13 protein-coding genes are annotated in these 19,232 nt (G+C 72.6%); 1 reads left to right on the top strand and 12 read right to left on the bottom strand.

Going from position 1 to position 19,232, the window contains the following annotated elements:
- Nucleotides 1-111 precede the first annotated feature (111 nt).
- Together DRB96_RS05125 and DRB96_RS05130 are read right to left on the bottom strand one after the other, a co-directional pair.
- Nucleotides 112-1,401 carry a citrate synthase gene (locus tag DRB96_RS05125; protein WP_112447113.1) on the bottom strand — a complete coding sequence of 430 codons (1,290 nt, stop codon included), beginning with the start codon at nt 1,399-1,401 and terminating at the stop codon, nt 112-114.
- Nucleotides 1,402-1,584: 183 nt separating this feature from the next.
- Nucleotides 1,585-3,828 carry an ATP-dependent RecD-like DNA helicase gene (locus tag DRB96_RS05130; protein WP_112447115.1) on the bottom strand — a complete coding sequence of 748 codons (2,244 nt, stop codon included), beginning with the start codon at nt 3,826-3,828 and terminating at the stop codon, nt 1,585-1,587.
- 298 nt (nt 3,829-4,126) lie between these two features.
- On the opposite strand from DRB96_RS05130, the gene DRB96_RS05135 reads away from it, so the two are divergent.
- Nucleotides 4,127-4,732 (top strand): DUF937 domain-containing protein, encoded by a 606-nt coding sequence (locus DRB96_RS05135; protein ID WP_112447116.1) that lies wholly within the window; start codon nt 4,127-4,129, stop codon nt 4,730-4,732.
- Nucleotides 4,733-4,902: 170 nt separating this feature from the next.
- On the opposite strand, the gene DRB96_RS05140 is transcribed toward DRB96_RS05135, so the two are convergent.
- The 10 genes from DRB96_RS05140 to hypF form a co-directional block, all read right to left on the bottom strand.
- Nucleotides 4,903-5,277, bottom strand: a complete 375-nt coding sequence (locus tag DRB96_RS05140) for a nuclear transport factor 2 family protein (protein WP_204357643.1) — start codon at nt 5,275-5,277, stop codon at nt 4,903-4,905.
- A gap of 130 nt (nt 5,278-5,407) precedes the next feature.
- On the bottom strand, nt 5,408-6,700 hold the full coding sequence (locus tag DRB96_RS05145) for a PLP-dependent aminotransferase family protein (RefSeq protein ID WP_204357644.1): 1,293 nt from the start codon (nt 6,698-6,700) through the stop codon (nt 5,408-5,410).
- A complete protein-coding gene (locus DRB96_RS05150) occupies nt 6,697-8,037 on the bottom strand; it encodes an MFS transporter (protein WP_162688451.1) in 1,341 nt (446 codons plus the stop codon). Before DRB96_RS05150 ends, DRB96_RS05145 begins: the two co-directional genes overlap by 4 nt.
- Nucleotides 8,034-10,652: an ATP-grasp domain-containing protein gene (locus DRB96_RS05155; RefSeq protein WP_112447119.1), complete on the bottom strand. Its 2,619-nt coding sequence runs from the start codon at nt 10,650-10,652 to the stop codon at nt 8,034-8,036. The genes DRB96_RS05150 and DRB96_RS05155 overlap by 4 nt, the downstream gene beginning before the upstream one ends.
- Before the next feature lie 103 nt (nt 10,653-10,755).
- On the bottom strand, nt 10,756-12,024 hold the full coding sequence (locus tag DRB96_RS05160; RefSeq protein ID WP_112447121.1) for a biotin carboxylase: 1,269 nt from the start codon (nt 12,022-12,024) through the stop codon (nt 10,756-10,758).
- The gene (locus DRB96_RS05165; protein ID WP_204357645.1) at nt 12,021-13,367 is read right to left on the bottom strand and encodes an amidohydrolase; all 1,347 of its coding nucleotides are present in this window, start codon (nt 13,365-13,367) and stop codon (nt 12,021-12,023) included. Before DRB96_RS05165 ends, DRB96_RS05160 begins: the two co-directional genes overlap by 4 nt.
- A 10-nt stretch (nt 13,368-13,377) precedes the next feature.
- Nucleotides 13,378-14,739: an MFS transporter gene (locus DRB96_RS05170; RefSeq protein ID WP_112447125.1), complete on the bottom strand. Its 1,362-nt coding sequence runs from the start codon at nt 14,737-14,739 to the stop codon at nt 13,378-13,380.
- Nucleotides 14,726-15,439 carry a cyclase family protein gene (locus DRB96_RS05175; protein WP_112447127.1) on the bottom strand — a complete coding sequence of 238 codons (714 nt, stop codon included), beginning with the start codon at nt 15,437-15,439 and terminating at the stop codon, nt 14,726-14,728. Before DRB96_RS05175 ends, DRB96_RS05170 begins: the two co-directional genes overlap by 14 nt.
- A 73-nt stretch (nt 15,440-15,512) precedes the next feature.
- Nucleotides 15,513-16,847, bottom strand: a complete 1,335-nt coding sequence (locus DRB96_RS05180; RefSeq protein ID WP_204357646.1) for a diaminobutyrate--2-oxoglutarate transaminase family protein — start codon at nt 16,845-16,847, stop codon at nt 15,513-15,515.
- 4 nt (nt 16,848-16,851) lie between these two features.
- The gene (hypF, locus tag DRB96_RS05185; RefSeq protein WP_204357647.1) at nt 16,852-19,221 is read right to left on the bottom strand and encodes a carbamoyltransferase HypF; all 2,370 of its coding nucleotides are present in this window, start codon (nt 19,219-19,221) and stop codon (nt 16,852-16,854) included.
- Between the last annotated feature and the right edge of the window lie 11 nt (nt 19,222-19,232).

Raw genomic sequence — 19,232 nt, forward strand, 5'->3', positions numbered from 1 at the left:
GCCCCGACCTTCGACCCGTGGGGGGATCGATGGCGGGGCGCTTTTCCTTGTGAGGCCGCGGATGCGCGGTCCCGCGGCGCCGGGGGGGGCGCCGCGGCGGGGAGACTCGGGTCAGCGGTTCTCGACCGGGACGAAGTCGCGCAGGACCTCGCCGGTGTAGATCTGGCGCGGACGGCCGATGCGGGAGCCGGGCTCCTTGATCATCTCGTGCCACTGGGCGATCCAGCCGGGCAGCCGGCCGATCGCGAAGAGCACGGTGAACATCTCGGTCGGGAAGCCCATGGCCCGGTAGATCAGACCGGTGTAGAAGTCCACGTTCGGGTAGAGGTTGCGCTCGACGAAGTAGTCGTCGGCCAGCGCGTGCTCTTCCAGCTTGAGCGCGATGTCGAGCAGCTCGTCGTCCTTGCCGAGCGCCGAGAGGACGTCGTGCGCCGCAGCCTTGATGATCTTCGCCCGGGGGTCGAAGCTCTTGTAGACGCGGTGTCCGAAGCCCATGAGGCGGACGCCGTCTTCCTTGTTCTTCACCTTGCGGATGAAGGCGTCGACATCGCCGCCGTCGTTCTTGATGCCCTCGAGCATCTCGAGGACGGACTGGTTGGCGCCACCGTGCAGCGGGCCCCACAGGGCCGAGATGCCGGCGGAGATCGAGGCGAACATGTTCGCCTGCGAGGAGCCGACCAGGCGCACGGTGGAGGTCGAGCAGTTCTGCTCGTGGTCCGCGTGCAGGATCAGCAGCTTGTCGAGCGCCGCGACCACGACCGGGTCCAGGTCGTACTCCTGGGCCGGCACGGAGAAGACCATGCGCAGGAAGTTCTCGGTGTAGCCGAGGTCGTTGCGCGGGTAGACCACCGGGTGGCCGACCGACTTCTTGTACGCGTACGCCGCGATCGTCGGGAGCTTGGCCAGCAGCCGGATCGTCGAGAGGTGGCGCTGCTTCTCGTCGAACGGGTTGTGGCTGTCCTGGTAGAACGTCGACAGCGCGCTGACCACGGAGGAGAGCATCGCCATCGGGTGCGCGTCACGCGGGAAGCCGTCGTAGAACCGCTTGACGTCCTCGTGCAGCAGCGTGTGCTGGGTGATCTCGTTGCGGAACGACGCGAGCTGGTCGACGGTCGGCAGCTCCCCGTTGATCAGCAGGTAGGCGACCTCGATGAAGGTCGAGCGCTCCGCCAGCTGCTCGATCGGGTACCCGCGGTAGCGCAGGATGCCCCGCTCACCGTCGAGGTAGGTAATGGCGGACTTATAGGCGGCGGTGTTTCCGTAGCCGCTGTCCAGGGTGACCAGCCCGGTCTGAGCCCGGAGCTTCGCGATGTCGAAGCCCTGGTCGCCAACGGTGCTCTCGACCACCGGGTAGGTGTATTCACCGTCCGCGTACCGCAGTACTACAGAGTTGTCGCTCACGTCATCCCTCACCGACGTAGTGCCTCTTCTTCGAGGTGCCCTGACTGCCTCTACCTTCCCCCATTTGGCACAGGTGAGTGCACTCGGGGTCGGGGTTTGGTGTTTTTGACGGCACTGAGTGCCTTCAAGCTGCTCATCCTGCCCCCTCGGCACCGGTGCCGGATACCCCAAATGATCGATCATCTAGGTGATGTTTCCCACCGGTATGCGTCCCGAGAGCCGAGCGGCGACGGCTGTGTACCTCCTGCCTGCGGAAACCGTACGCACCGCCTGGGCAAGGGCTTTGCGGGACCCGACGAGGACGACCAGTTTCTTCGCCCTGGTCACCGCCGTGTAGAGCAGATTTCGCTGGAGCATCATCCAAGCCCCGGTGGTGACGGGGATCACGACGGCCGGGTATTCGCTCCCCTGGGAGCGGTGGATGGTGACGGCGTACGCGTGGGCGAGCTCATCGAGCTCGCCGAACTCGTAGGCCACTTCCTCGTCTTCGTCCGTGCGCACCGTCAGGCGCTGTTCGTCCAGGTCGAGGCCGGTGACCACGCCGACGGTGCCGTTGAAGACGCCGTTGGCGCCCTTGTCGTAGTTGTTGCGGATCTGGGTGACCTTGTCGCCCACCCGGAAGACGCGGCCGCCGAACCGTTTCTCGGGCAGGTTCGGCCGGGCGGGGGTGATGGCCTGCTGGAGCAGGCCGTTGAGGTTCCCCGCGCCGGCCGGGCCCCGGTGCATGGGGGCGAGGACCTGGATGTCGCGCCGCGGGTCGAGCCCGAATCTGGCCGGAATACGTCGTGCGGCGACGTCGACGGCGAGCTTTCCGGCCTCTTCGGTGTCCTCTTCGGGGAAGAGGAAGAAGTCGGGCAGCCCGTCGGTGATCGGCGGCAGGCCGGTGTTGATCCGGTGGGCGTTGGTGACCACGCCGGACTGCTGGGCCTGGCGGAAGATGGTGGTCAGCCGGACGGCGGGGACCGGCCCGCCCTCGGCGAGGAGATCGCGCAGCACCTCCCCCGCGCCGACCGAGGGCAGCTGGTCCACGTCCCCGACGAGCAGCAGGTGGGCGCCTGGTGCCACGGCCTTGACCAGCTTGTTCGCCAGCAGCAGGTCGAGCATCGAGGCCTCGTCGACGACGACGAGGTCCGCGTCGAGCGGCCGCTCCCGGTCGTACGCCGCGTCCCCGCCGGGTTTGAGTTCCAGCAGCCGGTGGACGGTGGAGGCCTCGGCCCCCGTGAGCTCGGCCAGCCGCTTCGCCGCGCGGCCGGTGGGGGCGGCGAGCACCACCTTGGCCTTCTTGGCGCGGGCCAGCTCCACGATCGAGCGGACGGTGAAGGACTTGCCGCAGCCCGGCCCGCCCGTGAGGACCGCGACCCGGCGGGTGAGGGCGAGACGGACCGCGTCCCGCTGCCCGGGGGCCAGTTTCGCGCCGGTCCGGCCGGCGAGCCAGCCCAGGGCCTTGTCCCAGTCCACGTCCTGGAAGGCCGGCATCCGGTCCTCCTCCGTGTTCAGGAGCCGGCGCACCTGGCCGACCAGGGACAGCTCGGCGCGGTGGAACGGCACCAGGTACACCGCGGTGAGGTCCGGTCCGCCCGCCGGATCCGGTACGGATTCCCGTACGACCCCTTCGGGATCGGCGGCGAGCTCGGCCAGGCAGTCGATGACCAGCCCGGTGTCCACCTGGAGCAGCTTGACCCCGTCGGAGATGAGCCGGTCCTCGGGCAGGAAGCAGTGCCCCTGGTCGGTGGACTGGGACAGGGCGTACTGGAGGCCCGCCTTGACCCGCTCGGGGCTGTCGTGCGGGATGCCGACGGCCTGCGCGATCCGGTCGGCGGTGAGGAAGCCGATGCCCCAGACGTCGGCGGCGAGCCGGTACGGCTGGTTCTTCACCACGGAGATGGAGGCGTCGGCGTACTTCTTGTAGATGCGGACCGCGATGGAGGTGGAGACGCCGACCCCCTGGAGGAAGACCATGACCTCCTTGATGGCCTTCTGCTCCTCCCAGGCGGCGCCGATCATCCTGGTCCGCTTGGGGCCGAGCCCGGGCACTTCGATCAGCCGCTTCGGCTGCTCCTCGATGACGTCCAGGGTGTCGGTGCCGAAGTGCTCCACGATCCGGTCGGCGATCTTCGGGCCGATGCCCTTGATCAGGCCGGAGCCCAGGTAGCGCCGGATGCCCTGGATGGTCGCGGGCAGCAGGGTCGTGTAGTTCTCGACGGTGAACTGCCTGCCGTACTGCGGGTGGGAGCCCCAACGGCCCTCCATGCGCAGCGATTCACCCGGCTGGGCCCCCAGCAGGGAGCCCACGACGGTGAGCAGATCGCCCGCGCCCCGGCCGGTGTCGACCCGGGCGATCGTGTAGCCGCTCTCCTCATTGGCGTAGGTGATGCGCTCGAGCACCCCCTCGACCACTGCCGACGACACCGCCGCGTTGGTAGTCATGGCACGAAAGCTACCGTCCGGCGCCGACAGCCCGCGGCCCCTGTGGACAACTCCCGGACGGGCCCCGGAAACCAAAAGGAGGTCCGACCTTCCGGCCGGACCCCCTCACGGTTACCCCTCCCTCGTCGGACTTCCCGATCCCCCCAGATCCCTCCCCGGAAGTGCCGACGCACCATACGACCCGCGACCCCCGCCGGTGGTTGCACGCGGATGCACACCTTTACCTCTCCATTACCCAAGGGTGATCCCGGCGCGACCCAAGGTGCCGGTAAATCGCCACAGAAGTAGCGTTTCAGGCATGAGCGAACCTTCATTCCAGGACGACGTGCTGAGCGAACTCGGCGACGACCGGCTGACCGAGATCGCCGGACTCCTCGGCACCGACGCCAACGGCGCCCGCGACACCGTCACGGCCACCGTCGGTGCGATGACCGGCGACCTCCAGCAGAAGGCCGACGCCGATGACGACGACGGCAACGAGGTCCGCCAGGCCTTCGCCGAGGTGACCGAGGCCCCGCTGGAAGGCGTGGCCACCCTCGGCGGCGGCCTCGGCGGCATGCTCGGCGGCGGGATGATGGCCGGGGTCCTCGCCAAGGTCAGCAAGCCCGTGGCCAACGCCGTCTCCAAGAAGACGGGCATCCCCGCGCCCACCATCGCCCGCGTCATCGAGCTGCTGATCCCGGTGCTGCTGGCCGTCTTCGCCAAGCGCGCGGCGGGCCGGGGCGCGGGCGGCGGCGCGGCCCCGCAGGCCGGCGGCGCCGAATCGGCCATCCCCTCCCCCGGAGCGGTACCGGGCGCGGCAGGAGCCGCGGGCGCGGGCGGCGCGGCCGGCGCGGGCGCCCCGGCGGCCGGCGGCAGCCTCGGCGACCTGCTGGGCCAGATCCTCGGCGGCGGCAAGAAGTAGTCCCGCCGGGCGGCCCCGGCGAGCAGCCGGGCGCCGCGCGTTCACCCGTACGGCCGACGCGGCCCCGGTCCCGGTCCCGGTCCGGGACCGGGGCCGCGTCGAACGCGGTGGTCCGGGCCGCCCCCCGGCGGTCCGGACCCGACACGGAGCCGGACCCACCCGGCCCCGCGTCAGATCGCGGGACGGTAGAAGAACGTCTTGCGGTGCTCGATCCTGCCGTCGCGGACGAGGTAGGTGTCGGCGAAGGCCTCGTCCAGGGCCGTGCCGCTCTTGTCGGCGCCCCGGAAGCGGCCCCAGCAGGCGGCCGCGGCCAGCCCGCCGGTCACCTGGCTCACCTCGTGCGCGCCCGAGGTGATGATCCGCTCGTGCTCGTAGAAGCGGCGGATGCGCTCGAGGCCCTCCAGCGCGGGGTAGCCCGGTCGCTCGTAAACGGCGTCCGGCGAGAAGACCTCGCCGAGCCGGTCCCACGAGCGGGTGTCGATCACCTGGAACAGCCGGGCCACCAGAACGTCGGCGGTCACCGGTGCGGGGGACGTGGTTGTCACGGCCTTGCTCCTTCAGGGGTGCGGACAGTGCGGGATGCGGACTGTGCGGATGCGCGCCGCGCGGGATGGACGCGGTGCGGTCGTGCGGACGGGGGTCACCCGTGGGTGGCGCGCGTGCGTGATCGGGCCGTCAGGAACCGTCGGCGAGCGCCTTCTCCCAGGCGTCGGCCAGCCGTGAGACGCCCTCCCGGCGCTGCGCCTCGTCCAGCGAGGCGAAGGACAGCCGCAGCACGCGCGAGCCGTCCTCCTCGATGCAGAAGGGCGTACCGGGCACGATGGCCACGCCCCGCGCGAGCGCGTGCGCGTACAGCGCCTCGGAGCCGACCCGGGGGTCGGTCAGCCGGCACCAGAAGAAGAGGCCGCCGCGCGGCCGCTCGAAGTCCAGCCAGGGCAGGCGCTCGCGCAGCAGCGCCTCCATGTCCCGCGCCCGCCCGCCGTAGAGCGTGCGCAGTCCCGCCAGGTGGGCCGGCAGGAACTCCGGGTCCCCCAGCAGGTCGACGAGCAGGTACTGGCCGAAGGTGTTGGTCTGCAGGTCGCCGCACTGCTTGGCGGCGATCAGCTCCCCGATCAGATCGGCGGGCGCGACCAGGCCGGCCACCCGCAGGCCCGGGCAGACCGTCTTGGACAGGCTCATCAGCCGGACCACCCGGTCGCTGTGGACGTCGGTGGACGGCAGCCGGCCGCCCTCGAAGGCCAGGTCGCCGTACGGGTCGTCCTCGACCACCAGGAAGCCGTACCGCTCGGCCAGCGCGGCCAGGTGGCGGCGCCGCTCCGCGGAGAGGACCGCCCCGGTGGGGTTGTGGAAGTGCGGTACGACGTAGACCAGTTTGGGCCGGGCGCCGGCGGCCAGGCGCTCCTCCAGCACGTCGGTGCGCATGCCGTCCGCGTCCGCGGGCACCGGCAGCAGCCGGGCGCCGGCCCGCCGGAAGACCTGTACGGCGCCCAGGTAGCTGGGGTCGTCCAGCGCCACCTCGTCGCCCTCGTCGATGAGGGTCTGGGCGACGAGGTCGAGGCCCTGCTGGCTGCCGGCGGTGACCATCACCCGGTCGGGCGTGACGGGAGCGCCGGTCGCGGTGGCCCGCGCCGCGATCACCTCGAGCATCGGGGCGATGCCGTCCGTGGGGGCGTACTGGAGCGCCGGCACGGCGGAGCGGGCGAACAGCCGCTCGGTCGCCTCGGCGAGCCGGGCCACGGGGAAGCTGTCGGGCGCCGGGATGCCCCCGGCCATCGAGAGCACTCCGGGCGCGCCGGCGGCCGCCAGGATCCGGCTCACCGCGTCGGAGCGGCCCCAGCCGGTGCGGCGGGCGAGCAGTTCCCCGATGCCGCGGGCCGCCGGGGGCACCGTCGTCGCCGGGAGCGCCGTCATCGCCGGGAGCGCCGTCGTCGCCGTCGTGGCCGGGGTCGCCGGGGTCACGGGGGTCACCTTGCCTCCACCTTCCGCGGCTCCGCGCCGATCTGCGCCGGGAAGTCCTTCAGGCGCCACACCGGCGACTTCAGGACCACCAGGACCGCGGTCAGGAAGACCGCGGCCGTGACGAACAAGGTCTCCCGCAGCCCGATGAGGTCGCCGAGCCAGCCGCCCAGCAGGGCGCCGAGCGGGAGCGTCCCCCAGGAGACGAACCGGTAGCCGGCGTTCATCCGGCCCAGGAGGTGGTCCGGGGTCATGGACTGGCGCAGGGAGATGATGTGGATGTTGGCGATGGTGCCGCCCGCGCCGATCAGGGCGAAGGCGGCGACGAACAGGGCGATCGAGGGCGCACCGCCGTTCGCCGGGGCCGCCGGGATGGCCACGGGCGCCAGGCAGCACAGCAGCAGGGCCGCCAGGATGGCCGGGCCGAGCCCGATCCTGCGCTTGAGCCGCTGCGCGAACATCGAGCCGACCAGGGAGCCCACCGCGCCGGTGCCCAGCAGCAGGCCGATGCCCCCGGGCGAGATGCCGAGCGTGCGGGCCGCGTACAGCACGAACACCGTCTGGAGCGACATCCAGCACAGGTTGTACAGCCCGGACTGGAGGGCGCAGGCCCGCAGGTGGGCGCTGTCCCAGATGATCCGGACGCCCTGCTTGATGCTCGTGCGGATGCCGGTCCGCTCCTGCTGGGGCTCCGGCGCCGGTTCGGTGCGCCGTACCGCGAGCAGCGTGAGCACGGACACCAGGTACGAGATCCCGTTGATCAGCAGCGCGTAGGGGGCCGTGACCCAGCCGACGAGCAGGCCGGCCAGTCCGGGACCGCCGATCTGGGCCAGCGAACTGGTGCCCTGGAGCTTGCTGTTGCCCTCCACCAGGTGCTCCTTGCCGACCAGGGTCGGCAGGTACGACTGGTAGGAGACGTCGAAGACCACGGTCAGGGTGCCGACGAGCAGCGCGGCGACGTAGACGTACTCGATGCGCAGCAGGTCGAGCACGGCCAGCAGCGGTACCGCGCTGACCAGCAGCGCGCGCCCCACGTTGGCCATGATCATCAGGGGCCTGCGGCGCACCCGGTCGACCCAGACGCCGACCAGGAGGGTGACCATCAGGAACGGGGCGTAGGAGGCCGCGTTGACGAAGCCCACCTGCGAGGAGCTGGCGTCGAGCGTGAGCACCGCGGTGAGCGGCAGTGCCAGGGTCGTGACCTGGGCCCCGACCTGTGAGATCGCCTCCCCGGACCAGAACTTGAGGAATTCCGGGTCCCGCCAGAGCGTGGAGTTCCCGGCGCCGGCCGGGGGGCCGGCCGGCGCCTCCTCCAGCGCCTCGGCGGCTCCGTTCCCGATGTCGGTCACTTGGCTTCCACCACCCCGGCGGCCGGGTCGACGTGGAAGGCACAGCCGATCTGTGCGCCGCGCAGCATGCTGACGATGCCCACGGCCGGGTCGGTGACGCCGCGGGCCAGGGTGCCGGCGTAGCGCCCGTCGACCATCAGGGTCCCGTAGGCGACGGCCATGTCCTCGCAGCTCTCGCCGTCCTCGGAGAGGAACCGCTCGGTGGTCGGCAGCAGCCGGTGCTGCAGGACGAACGGGCCGTCCGTGGCCTGCCGCAGCTTGGCCACCCACTCCTTCTGGTCGGTGGTCCAGCCGGGGGTCACGCCGACGCCGCCGTAGAGCAGCGTGGGCTTGAGGACGAGGTGGTCCTTGTTGGCGATGGCGTAGGGCAGCAGGTCGATCTTCTCGCCGTCGAAGGTGACCTTCTCGTCGCGCACGAACCGGGTCCAGGGCAGGATCCGGTCGATCAGTTCGCGCTCCTCCTCGGTGAAGAACCCGCGGTTGCGCTCGTCGCTGAGCATCGCGAGGCTGCCCTTGTTGCCGTACAGCTCGCAGTCCAGCGGGGCGAACAGCTCGACGCGGCCGGCCTCGACGGCGTCGAGCAGCGGGTTGACGAGGTCGTAGGTGCGGGGCTCGTCCGGCATTTCGCCGGGCAGGAACATCCGGTAGACCACGTCGACCTTGCGGCCGCGGTGCAGGACGTTGCCGTCCTCGTACGCGAAGTCGCCGAGGTGGCAGACGACGGGCTCGAAGCCGAGCCGCTCGAAGGCCGGGACGACGAAGTCCATCCAGCACTTGGACTTCTCGAAGCCCTCGGGCCAGTCGGTGATGGCGAGCAGCGGGCGCAGGGCGCCTTCGAGGGAGGGCGCCTGGCGGCGCAGCACCTCGGTGATGCGGGCGAGCGGGTCGGGGTAGACCAGGCCCTCGGCGTCCGCGAACTTCACGAACTCCTCGTCCTGGACCAGGGCGCGGGCGAACTCGCCCATCTGCCAGCCGCCGAGCGAGGAGCCGGTGTTGAGCTCCATGACGCGGAAGCCGCCGGTCTCGCGGTACAGGTCGGCGCGGGAGAGCGGGGCGAGCTCGTCGGAGGAGCCCCGCAGGACCAGGTCGGCCTGGGTCGGGGACATTCCGACGGCCTTGGCGAAGGCGCGCAGGTCGCCGTCGAAGAGCCGGGCGGGCACCGCCTTCAGCAGTTCGAAGAGGCCGCCGAGGTCGTGCTCGAGGGTGGCGACGTCCGTGGCGCTGAGGAAGACGGGGCGGTTGAGGCCCTCGCCGCCGCCGGCGCCGGTGCGGAAGCGCTCCACGCCCCGGACGCCGGAGACGGTCATCCGCCGGGAGGTGCGCTCGTGGTCGAAGAAGCGGCGGGTCACGGCGTTCTCCACGCGGGCGCCCAGGCGGTGTGCGGCGACTCCGGAGACCTCGGTACGGGAGAGCTCCTCGGCCCGGTCCAGGGCGCGGCGGGTCCCGGCGGGGCTGTCGCTCACCGCGATGAGGGCCGCGGAGCGGGGGGTCAGGCCGCGCGGCGGGAGCAGCAGCTCGTCGCCGGGCTCCACCAGGGCGATCGCCTCGACCAGGTCCTCGACGTCCTCGGGCGCGGGCAGCACGACCCGGTCGACGGCTCCGTCGTAGGCCGGGTAGAGGAAGCGGACCTCGGCGCTCTTGGAGTGCGTCGGGGTGATGTCGGGGGTCTCCTCGAAGGCGATCCGGGCGGCGGCCAGGGGCAGGTCCACCCCGGTGGCCAGCTTGTTCAGGTGCGGGATGAGGTCGCCGCCGAGGCGGCCGTTGAGCTCGATCAGCCGGGGGCCGTCCGCGGCGACGCGCAGTTCGGTGTGGGTGACGCCGTAGTCGACGCCGGCCGCGCGGTGGGACCCCTGGACCAGTTCGGTGACGGCGTCCGCCCACGGCTCGTCGCGCCAGTCGGTGACGAGGTGGCCGACCTCCTCGAAGTACGGGTGGGCGCCCAGGCGCTTGCGGGCCACTGCCACCGGGGTGGCGACGCCGTCCACGACGACGCTGTCCACGCTGAGTTCGGGGCCTTCGACGAACTCCTCGATCAGGACGGAGGCGGTGGTGCCGGCGCCGCGCAGGCGGCTGGTGGAGGCGAGCTTGAAGGCCCGGCGCAGGCCGTCGACGTCGCGGGCCATCATGACGCCGAAGCTGCCGCCGAGGGTGCGGGGCTTGACGACCACGGGGAAGCCGATGGTCTCGGCGGCGGCGACGGCCTCGTCCTCGGTGGTGGCCGGGATGTAGCGGACGGCGGCCATGCCGGCGGCTTCCAGGGCCTGGCGGGTGGCGTACTTGTCGCGGCAGATGCGGGCGGCCGCGGGGTCCATGGACCGCATGCCCAGCTTCTTGGCGACCGAGGACACGGCGACGAGGGACCACTCGTCCCAGGTGACGATCGCGGCGTTCGCGACCTCGCCGCGCAGGTCGGCGACCGGTGCGTACAGCTTGGCGGCGTCCGTGGTGTCCGCGATCCGGTGGGTCTCCACGTAGCGGGCCTGCCAGGTGGGCGCCTCAGGCGCGACGAGCGTCACCTCGTAGTGCTGGGCGAGGGAGGCCAGGGCGTATTCGCGGTACTGGCGTATGCGGCTGCCGACGAGGATGACGCGCTGGCGTTCAGAGGTGAAGACCACGGTGTGTTCCTTTCCGATGCGGGGCGTGGTGCCTTGGCCCCGCCAAGACGGGGGGTGCTGGGGAGGGGCGCGCCGCGGGCTGGTCCGCGCGGCGCGCCGTGTGTCAGTTCTGCGGGTCGGGCGGGCCGGCGGCCGGTACGCAGGTCAGCCGGAAGCCGTTCGCGGCCTCGGTGATGGCCGCCTCGACCTCCCGGGTGGAGGGGCCGCGGAAGCGGAAGCGGGTGCCGACGTGCTCGTAGCCGCTGATCGCCGGGGCCACGTCGCCGACCGGGGTGTGCAGGACGGCGTACGGGAGGCGGCCCGGCCGGGGCGTGCCCACCCAGCCGGCGGCCTCCACCCGGCAGGGGGCGGGCACCGGCAGCGGGAGGAGCAGGTAGCCGCCGACCTCGCCGGTCTTCAGGGGCGGCAGGACCGGGGTCAGGCCGAGCTGGATGTCGACGGCGGCGGCCATCAGGTCGACGCCGTGGACGTCGCGCCAGGTGAAGGGGATCTCGCCGCCGCCCACCCGGGCCCCGCATTCGAGGAAGACCAGCGCGGGCCCGCCGTCGGGCGCCGCGGTGACGAAGGCCTCCAGGTGGAAGACCCACGGCCGGGTGCCGCCGAGGGCGGCGCCGACGGCCGCGGCGAAGGCCTCCGTGGCCTCCAGGAGCGCGGGGTCGTCCTCCTCCACGGAGCCGAGCCAGGTGCCCTGGGTGAAGTCGGCGCAGGTGCCGCCGACGTAGCGGGAGACCGTCCAGCTGCCCAGCGAATCGCCCTCCCACAGGCCGTCGATGTGCAGGATCGGCCCGTCCACGTAGCTCTGGACGAGGTACGGCTCCCCGGCCAGGGCGGCGGCCAGGCCCGCCACCTCGGCCACGTCCTCGGCGCGGTCCACCCGGACCACGCCCCGGCTGGCGGTGCCCCGGTGCGGTTTGACGACCACCGGCCAGCCGTGGGCTTCGCCGAAGTCGGTCACCGCGGCCGGGTCGGGCGCCGGGGCGAAGGCCGGTACGGGCAGCCCGGCGGCCGCCGCCGTGCGGCACATCGTCAGCTTGTCGCGGAAGACGGCCAGTTCGGCGGTGTGCTGGCCGGGGATCGCGAACTCCTCGCGGATCAGCGCGGCCGTGTCGAGGTCTCCCTCGTTGAGGGCGACGAGCCGGGCCGGGGTGCCGAAACGGGCGGCGAGGCCGGTGACGGCCGCGCGCACGGCGGGCAGGTCGTCGGTCAGCCCCACGGCGACGACCGCGGCGGCGGCCGGGGGCAGCGAGGCGCGGCCGAGCTCGGTGCTCACGTAGGTGACGTGGGCGGCGGCGTGGTCGAGGTAGTCGGTGTAGTGCGCGTGGGTGTCCCGCCAACGGTGCAGGACGAGGATGTGGGGGCGGTCGCCGTTCATGCGCTCCGGCCCTCCTCTCCCGGCTGCACGGCCGCGGCGGCCTCGGCGGTCTCGGGCACCTCGGAGGTCTCAGAGGTCTCGGCGGGCTGGGCGGTCTCGGCGGCGAGCCAGGGCAGGGCGGCCGTGGCCATCGTGCGGACGCCCACGGACAGCGCGGGTCCGGCGACGGGCGCGAAGGTGGACGAGTGGTTCTGCGGGAGGTCCTCCAGCCGGCCGGCCGCGAAGGCCTCGCCGAAGGCCTGCGGGTCGAGGCCGCCGTAGAACCAGTACACCGAGGGGACTCCGGCCGCGGTGGCGAGGAGTCCGAAGTCCTCGCTGGCGGTGGTCGGGCCCATGGTCATGACGGCGCCGGCCCCGAAGTGGTCGCGGTGGGCCTGGGCGACCCGCTCGGCGCTCGCCGTGTCGTTGACCGTCATCGGCAGGTGGTAGACGGAGGTGATCTCCGGGTCGGCGGTCGCTCCGGCGGCGGCCGACTCGGCGCGCGCCAGGCGCTCGATGGCCGCGAGCACCTTCTCGCGCACCGGGGCGGAGCTGGTGCGGACGTTGATGCCGAGCTCGGCGGTGTCGGGTATGACCGCGGCGGTGGTGCCGGCCTGCAGCTTGCCGACGGTGAGCACCACCGGTTCCTGGGCGGCGACCTCGCGGGAGACCACCGTCTGGAGCCGCAGCACCAGGGAGGCGGCCATGACCACCGGGTCCACCGCGGCCTCGGGCTTGGAGCCGTGGCCGCCGCGCCCGAAGAGCTTGACGGTGATGGAGTCGGTGGCGCCCATGACCGTGCCGGGCAGGGTCGCGACGAGTCCGACCGGGCCGGGTCCCACGTGCGAGCCGAGGATGACGTCGGGGCGCGGGAACCGCTCGAAGAGGCCGTCCTCGACCATCTCGCGGGCGCCGTAGCCGCTCTCCTCGCCCGGCTGGAAGACGGCGACGACGGTGCCCCGCCAGGCCTCCCGGTTGCGGGCGAACAGCTCGCAGGTCCCGATCAGGGCGGCCACGTGCAGATCGTGTCCGCAGGCGTGCATCACCGGCACCTCGGCGCCCGTGTCGTCGGTGGCGGTCTCCGTGCTCGCGTACGGCAGTCCGGTGGCCTCCTTGACGGGCAGCGCGTCCATGTCGGCGCGCAGCATGGCCACGGGTCCGTCGCCGTTGCGGAGAACGGCGACCACGCCGGTGCGGCCGACGCCGGTGGTGATCTCCCAGCCGCCCTGGGCGGCCAGCCGCTCGGCGACGAGCGCGGCGGTCCGCTTCTCCTGGAAGGCGAGTTCGGGGTGTGCGTGCAGTTCGCGATAGTCGGCTTCAAGGGCCGGCATCAGCGAGTCGAGACCATCGAGCAGTGCAGTCATGGCGTCCTTCTCAGACATGAGGGGTTACGGAGGACGTGGGGTGCTCGCGTACACCCCATGAGGCGGCCAGCGCCGCCGCGGCGGTGAGTGCGGGCCACCACGGCAGCCAGTCGTTGTGCCCTGCCGAGCGCAGCAGCTCCGCGAGCATCGGGAAGGTGCCGCCGAAGAGGCTGATCGCGGCCGCGGTGGGCAGGCCCACCGCCACGGCGCGCACGGCCGTCGGGAACATCCGGCCGGCGAAGACGTTGCTCACGGCGAGCGGCAGGCCCAGCAGGAAGAGCAGGACCACGGTGACCAGTTGGACGGGCACCCGGCCGGAGGTCATGGCCGCCAGCAGCGGGACGGTGCCCAGGGCGAGCCCGGCGAAGCCGGTGCGCAGGACGGGCAGGGCGCCGAACCGGTCCGCGGCCTTGCCGCCGCCGAGCATCGCGGCCAGCAGGGCCGCCATGCCCAGCAGCAGGGCCGCGGAGGTCTCCTCCTTGGTGGCGGCGCCCGCGCTGGCCGCGTAGGACGGGAAGTCGACGGTGACGAAGTAGAAGGCGGTGGTGGCGCCGGAGGTGATGGCGAACACCACGGCGAGGCTTCCGAGGTGGGAGCGGAGCACCGGCCAGGGGCTCGGCGCCTTGGCGGCGGCGGCCGTGAAGGCGGCGCTCTCCGCCGCGCCGCGCCGGATCCACAGGGCGGTGAGGCCGAGCAGGCCGCCGAAGACGAAGCCGTAGCGCCAGCCGCCGTCCTCGACCCCGCTCTCCCCGAACACCCCGAGCAGGACGTTCATCACGATGAAGGACAGCGCGCTGCCCAGCACCACGCCCGCGTAGGAGACGGCGCTGTAGAAGTAGCGCCGCCCGGCCGGGGCGGTCTCGGTGACGTACGCGGCCACGCTCGGGTTCTCCGCTCCCACCGAGAGCCCCTGCACCAGCCGGGCGCCGACCACCAGGAGCGGGGCGGCCAGGCCGATGGAGGCGTATCCGGGTACGACGGCCAGGAGCAGGGAGCCGGCCGCGATGAGGCCGACGGTGAGGGTCAGTCCGTAGCGCCGGCCGCGGGTGTCGGTGAGGCGGCCGATGAGCACGCTGCCCAGGGGCCGGACCAGGAAGCCGAGGGCGAAGCCCAGGTAGGCGGCGATGAGTTTGGCGGTGGGCGAGGAGCCGGGGAAGAGCGCCTCGGCGAAGTAGGGGGCCAGGATGCCGTAGATGGTCCAGTCGTAGGCCTCGACCACCGAGCCGACGGTGGCGGCGGCCAGTTCCCTGCGGGGCCGCCGGGCCGCCGCGGGGACGGTGCCCGTCTGCGCGGGGGCGGTGTCCGCCGCCGCGGGGACGGTGCCCGCCGCGGCGCCGGCCGCCGGTAAGCCGACTTGCTCAGTGCTGGTCATCTGTCACTCCGTAGACCCTGATCAATGTGTCGTCCGGGCCGGGGAACGGCACGGCGTGCAGCCGGACCCCGGTCGCCGGGAGTTCCTCCAGGCCGGTCAGGCCCGTGAGGGCGGGCAGGCCGGCGGCGGCGAGTGCCCGCGCCACCGGTCCGTCGCCCTGCCGGCTGTCGGTCGCCACGAGGGCCGCGCCCTGCCCGGCGAGCAGTTCCACCGCGTCCTCGGTGAGGTACGGGCCGTCCTGGCGGCCGGTCTGCACCACGACGGCGTGTCCGGCGAGGTCGAAGGGGGCCAGCGCGAGCCGGTCGGCGACCGGCCGCCCGGCTCCGAGGAGTCGCAGCAGGACCACGGGCAGGTCCACCAGGCCGGCCAGGGCCGGTGCGCCGCCGCCGGGAGCCGCGGGCCAGGCGGCCCTGGTCGCGGGGCCGGTCAGGTCGGCGGTGCGGCGGCCCGAGCCGGGGGCGGCGGTGTGGCGGGAGCCCTTGTGCGGCTCCTGGAGCAGCTCCCGGCGCGTGATCTTCGTGCTGCCGACCATCAGCAGTCCGAGGTGGCGCACCAGCAGTTCGCCGAGCTCCCCGTCGGCGATGTCGTCACCGGGGATGTCCAGCCGGAATCCCTGGGTCTGCAAGGCGCCGCCGTTGCTGAAGACGACCTCCGCGTCGAAGTCGACCCGCCACTGACCGCTGCTCGTTCCCGTGGTCATGTCCCTGTCCTCGCGTTCGTGGATCCGCCGTTCGCGGATCCGTGCCCTGTCGTGCCGAACCGGCCGTTGCCGCTCAGGCGCAGTCGATCAGAGCTTTCTCCAGAGCCGCCGCCATCTCGTGGATCTCGCCCTCGGTGATGATCAGTGGCGGCAGGAGGCGGAGCACGGCGCCGTGGCGGCCGCCGCTCTCCAGCAGCAGCCCGTGATCCAGGCAGGCCCGCTTGACGCGCTTGGCGCGGGCTCCGTCGGCGGGCAGGGCGCCGAGCGCGTCGGCCCGGCCGAGCGGGTCCACGATCTCGATGCCCCACATCAGGCCCCGGCCGCGGACCTGGCCGATCTCGGGGTGGACCGCGGCGAGGCGGCCCAGCAGTTCCGCGATCAACTCGCCCTTGGCGACGGCCTTCTCGATCAGGCCCTCGGACTCCGTGACCCGCATGGCGGCGAGTCCGGCGACGAGCGCGATCTGGTTGCCGCGGAAGGTGCCCGCGTGGGCGCCGGGCGACCAGGAGTCGTACTTGCCGTGGTAGAGCAGCATCGACAGCGGGAAGCCGCCGCCGGCCGCCTTGGAGACCAGTACGGCGTCCGGCTCGATCCCGGACTCCTCGAAGGCCCACATGGTGCCGGTGCGCCCGAAGCCCGCCTGGATCTCGTCCAGGACCAGCGGGATGTCCAGCCGGGCGGTGATCTCCCGCAGCCCCCGCAGCCAGGCCGGCGGCGCGGGGATGACCCCGCCCTCGCCCTGGACCGCCTCGACGAAGACGGCGGCCGGCTTGGTGATGCCGCTCTCCGGGTCGGTGAGCAGCCGCTCGATGTAGGTCAGGCCGGCCCGGACGCCCGCCTCGCCGCCGATGCCGAACGGGCAGCGGTAGTCGTAGGGGTAGGGCAGGTGGTGGACGTCCGGCATGAGGGAGGGCACGGCCTCCTTGGCGCCCAGGTTGCCGGTGAGCGCGAGCGCCCCCGCCGTCATCCCGTGGTAGGCGCCGTGGAAGGACAGCACCGTCCGGCGGCCCGTCGCGGTCTTGAACAGCTTGATGGCCGCCTCGGTGGCGTCGGTGCCCGCGGGCCCGCAGAACTGCGTCTTGAAGTGGTCGGCCATGGTGCCGGGCAGCCGTGCGTACAGGGCCTGGAGGTACTCGTACTTGGCGGGGGTGGTCAGGTCCAGCGCCTGCTGGACCTGACCGGAGGAGAGGTACCGCGCGACCTCGCGCAGCACCTCGGGGTGGTTGTGCCCCAGGGCGAGGGTGCCCGCCGCGGCGAGGCAGTCGAGGTACTCGCGGCCGTGTCCGTCACGGATCCGCGCGCCGCGGCCCTCGGTGAGGATCTGGCCGAAGGCGTTGGCGTAGGTCCGGGCGCCCGACTCGCGCTCCTTGACGAAGGCGTACATGTCGTCCGGCGTGAGGGTGGTCACGTCTTCACTTCCTCAGGTGTGAGCGGGCGTCGGCGACCATGACCTGACCGAGGGCGATCCCTCCGTCGTTGGTCGGCACGAGCCGCTGGACGTAGGTGTCGAAACCGTCGGCGGTCAGCCCGGTCAGACAGTTGAGCAGCAGGAATTCGTTGAGGAACACGCCTCCGGAGAGGGCGACCTGGTTGACCCCGGTCTCCTCCCGCAGGGCCTTGCAGCGCTCCCGGACCATCTCGACGACGGCCGTGTGGAACCTGCGGCTGATCCGATCCGTGGGCAGTCCGGCGGCGATGTCGGCGGCCATGGCCCGGATCACGGGCCGCGGGTCCACCTCGGTGAGGCCGTCCGCCGCGTAGGCGCCGAAGCGGTACTCCGGCCCCTCCTCCCGGGTCGCGTCGCGGCCCAGGAGTCCTTCCAGTTCGATCGGGCCCTGTGCCTCGTACTCGGCTTTGGCGCACACTCCGGCCAGGGCGGCGGCCCCGTCGAAGAGGCGGCCCATGCTGGAGGTCGGCGGGGAGTTGATGCCGCGGGCCGCCATGGTCGCGAAGACCTGGCGCCGCTGTGCGTCGAGGGTGGCGAGGGCGGGGAAGCCGGCCAGGGCCCGGTCCTGGTCCCCGTCGAAGGCGTCGAGGGCGAGGGCGTACCCCGTGCGGATGGGTTCGCGCACGGCCTGGTCCCCGCCGATCAGCGGCAGTCCGCGCATCCGGCCGACGCGGCGGAAGGAGGCGAAGTCCCCGAGGAGGAACTCCCCGCCCCACACCGTGCCGTCCTCGCCGTAGCCGAAGCCGTCGAATATGACGCCGAGGGTGGTGCCGCTCACGTGGTTCTCCGCCATGCAGGAGGCCATGTGCGCGTGGTGGTGCTGGACTTCCACGGTGGGGCCGGCCGGGCCCGTGCCGTCGTCGTCCAGGGCGGCGCGGGTGGAGCGGAACTGCGGGTGCATGTCGTGCGCGGTGATCTCCGGCTTCAGCGCGTAGAGCTGTGCGAGGTGCCGGGCGGTGCGGTGGTGCGCGGCGAAGGTCTCGTCGTTCTTGAGGTCGCCGATGTGCTGGCTGAGGAAGACCCGGGAGCCGTTGGTGAGGGCGACGGTCGTCTTCAGCTCGGCTCCGAGGGCGACCACGGGGGCGACCTCGCGGCCGACGTCCACCGGGTAGGGGGCGTAGCCGCGGGCCCGCCGGATGAACTGGAGGAGCGGCTTGTCGAGTTCGGGGTGGGCCGAGAGGCGGACGACCGAGTCGTCCACGCGGATCTCGATGTCGCGGTCGTGGTAGAGGATGACGTCCGCGATCTCGAAGAGCTGCTCCAGCGCCTCCTCGTTGCGGTAGGCGATGGGGTAGCCGGAGATGTTGCCGCTGGTGGCGACGAGGGCCTCGAGGCCGGGCTCGTCCAGCAGCAGGTGGTGGTGGGGTGCCGACGGCAGCATGATCCCCAGGTTGGGGTTGCGCGGCGCCACCGACTCCGGGAGGGAGCCGGGGCGCTTGCGCGCCAGCAGGATCGGCCGGGCCGGCGAGCGCAGGATGTCGATCTCCTCTTCGGAGAGGTCCACGAGGCCCTGCGCCGTGACGAGGTCGCGGACCATCACCGCGAAGGGCTTGGAGTCGCGGCGCTTGCGGCTGCGCAGCAGGGCCACGGCCTCCGCGTTCGTCGCGTCCACCACGAGGTGGAAGCCGCCGACGCTCTTCATGGCCGCGATCCCGCCGTCCGCGAGCACCCGGGCGGCCCCCAGGAGGGCCTCGTCCCCTTCGGCCGTGTTCCCCTCGCGGTCCTGGAGCACCAGCCGGGGGCCGCAGTCCGGGCACGCGTTGGGCTGCGCGTGGTAGCGCCGGTCCATGGGGTCTTCGTACTCGTTCTTGCAGTCCGCGCACATGGTGAAGGAGGCCATGGTGGTCATCGGACGGTCGTACGGCAGGTCCTGGATGATGGAGTACCGGGGCCCGCAGTTGGTGCAGTTGATGAAGGGGTAGCGGTGCCGGCGGTCCTTCGGGTCCCGAAGTTCCGCCTGGCAGTCGCCACACACGTGGGTGTCCGCCGGGAGCAGCGCGGACCGGGCTCCGGTGTGCTCGCTGTGCACGATGGTGAACGGGCCGGGGGGCACGCTCCCCGGGGCCAGGTCCCGGGTGGGACGGACTTCGTCCACCCGGGCGAGCTCGGGGGCGCGGCCGCTCAGGCCGGCCGCGAACTCCTCCAGGGCGGCGACCGGTCCGGACGCCTCCACCAGCACGCCCTCGGGGTCGTTGCGGACCCAGCCGGACAGGCCGAGTTCGCGGGCCAGCTTGTAGACGAAGGGCCGGTAGCCGACGCCCTGGACCACGCCGGTGACGCGGATGCGCCACTCCTCCGTGCACACTGCGGGCTCTGCGCTCTGATCGATGCTCATGGCGGTCTCCC

Origin of the sequence: Streptomyces sp. ICC1 (assembly GCF_003287935.1) — a bacterium.
GTDB classification, from domain to species: Bacteria; Actinomycetota; Actinomycetes; order Streptomycetales; family Streptomycetaceae; genus Streptomyces; species Streptomyces tritrimontium.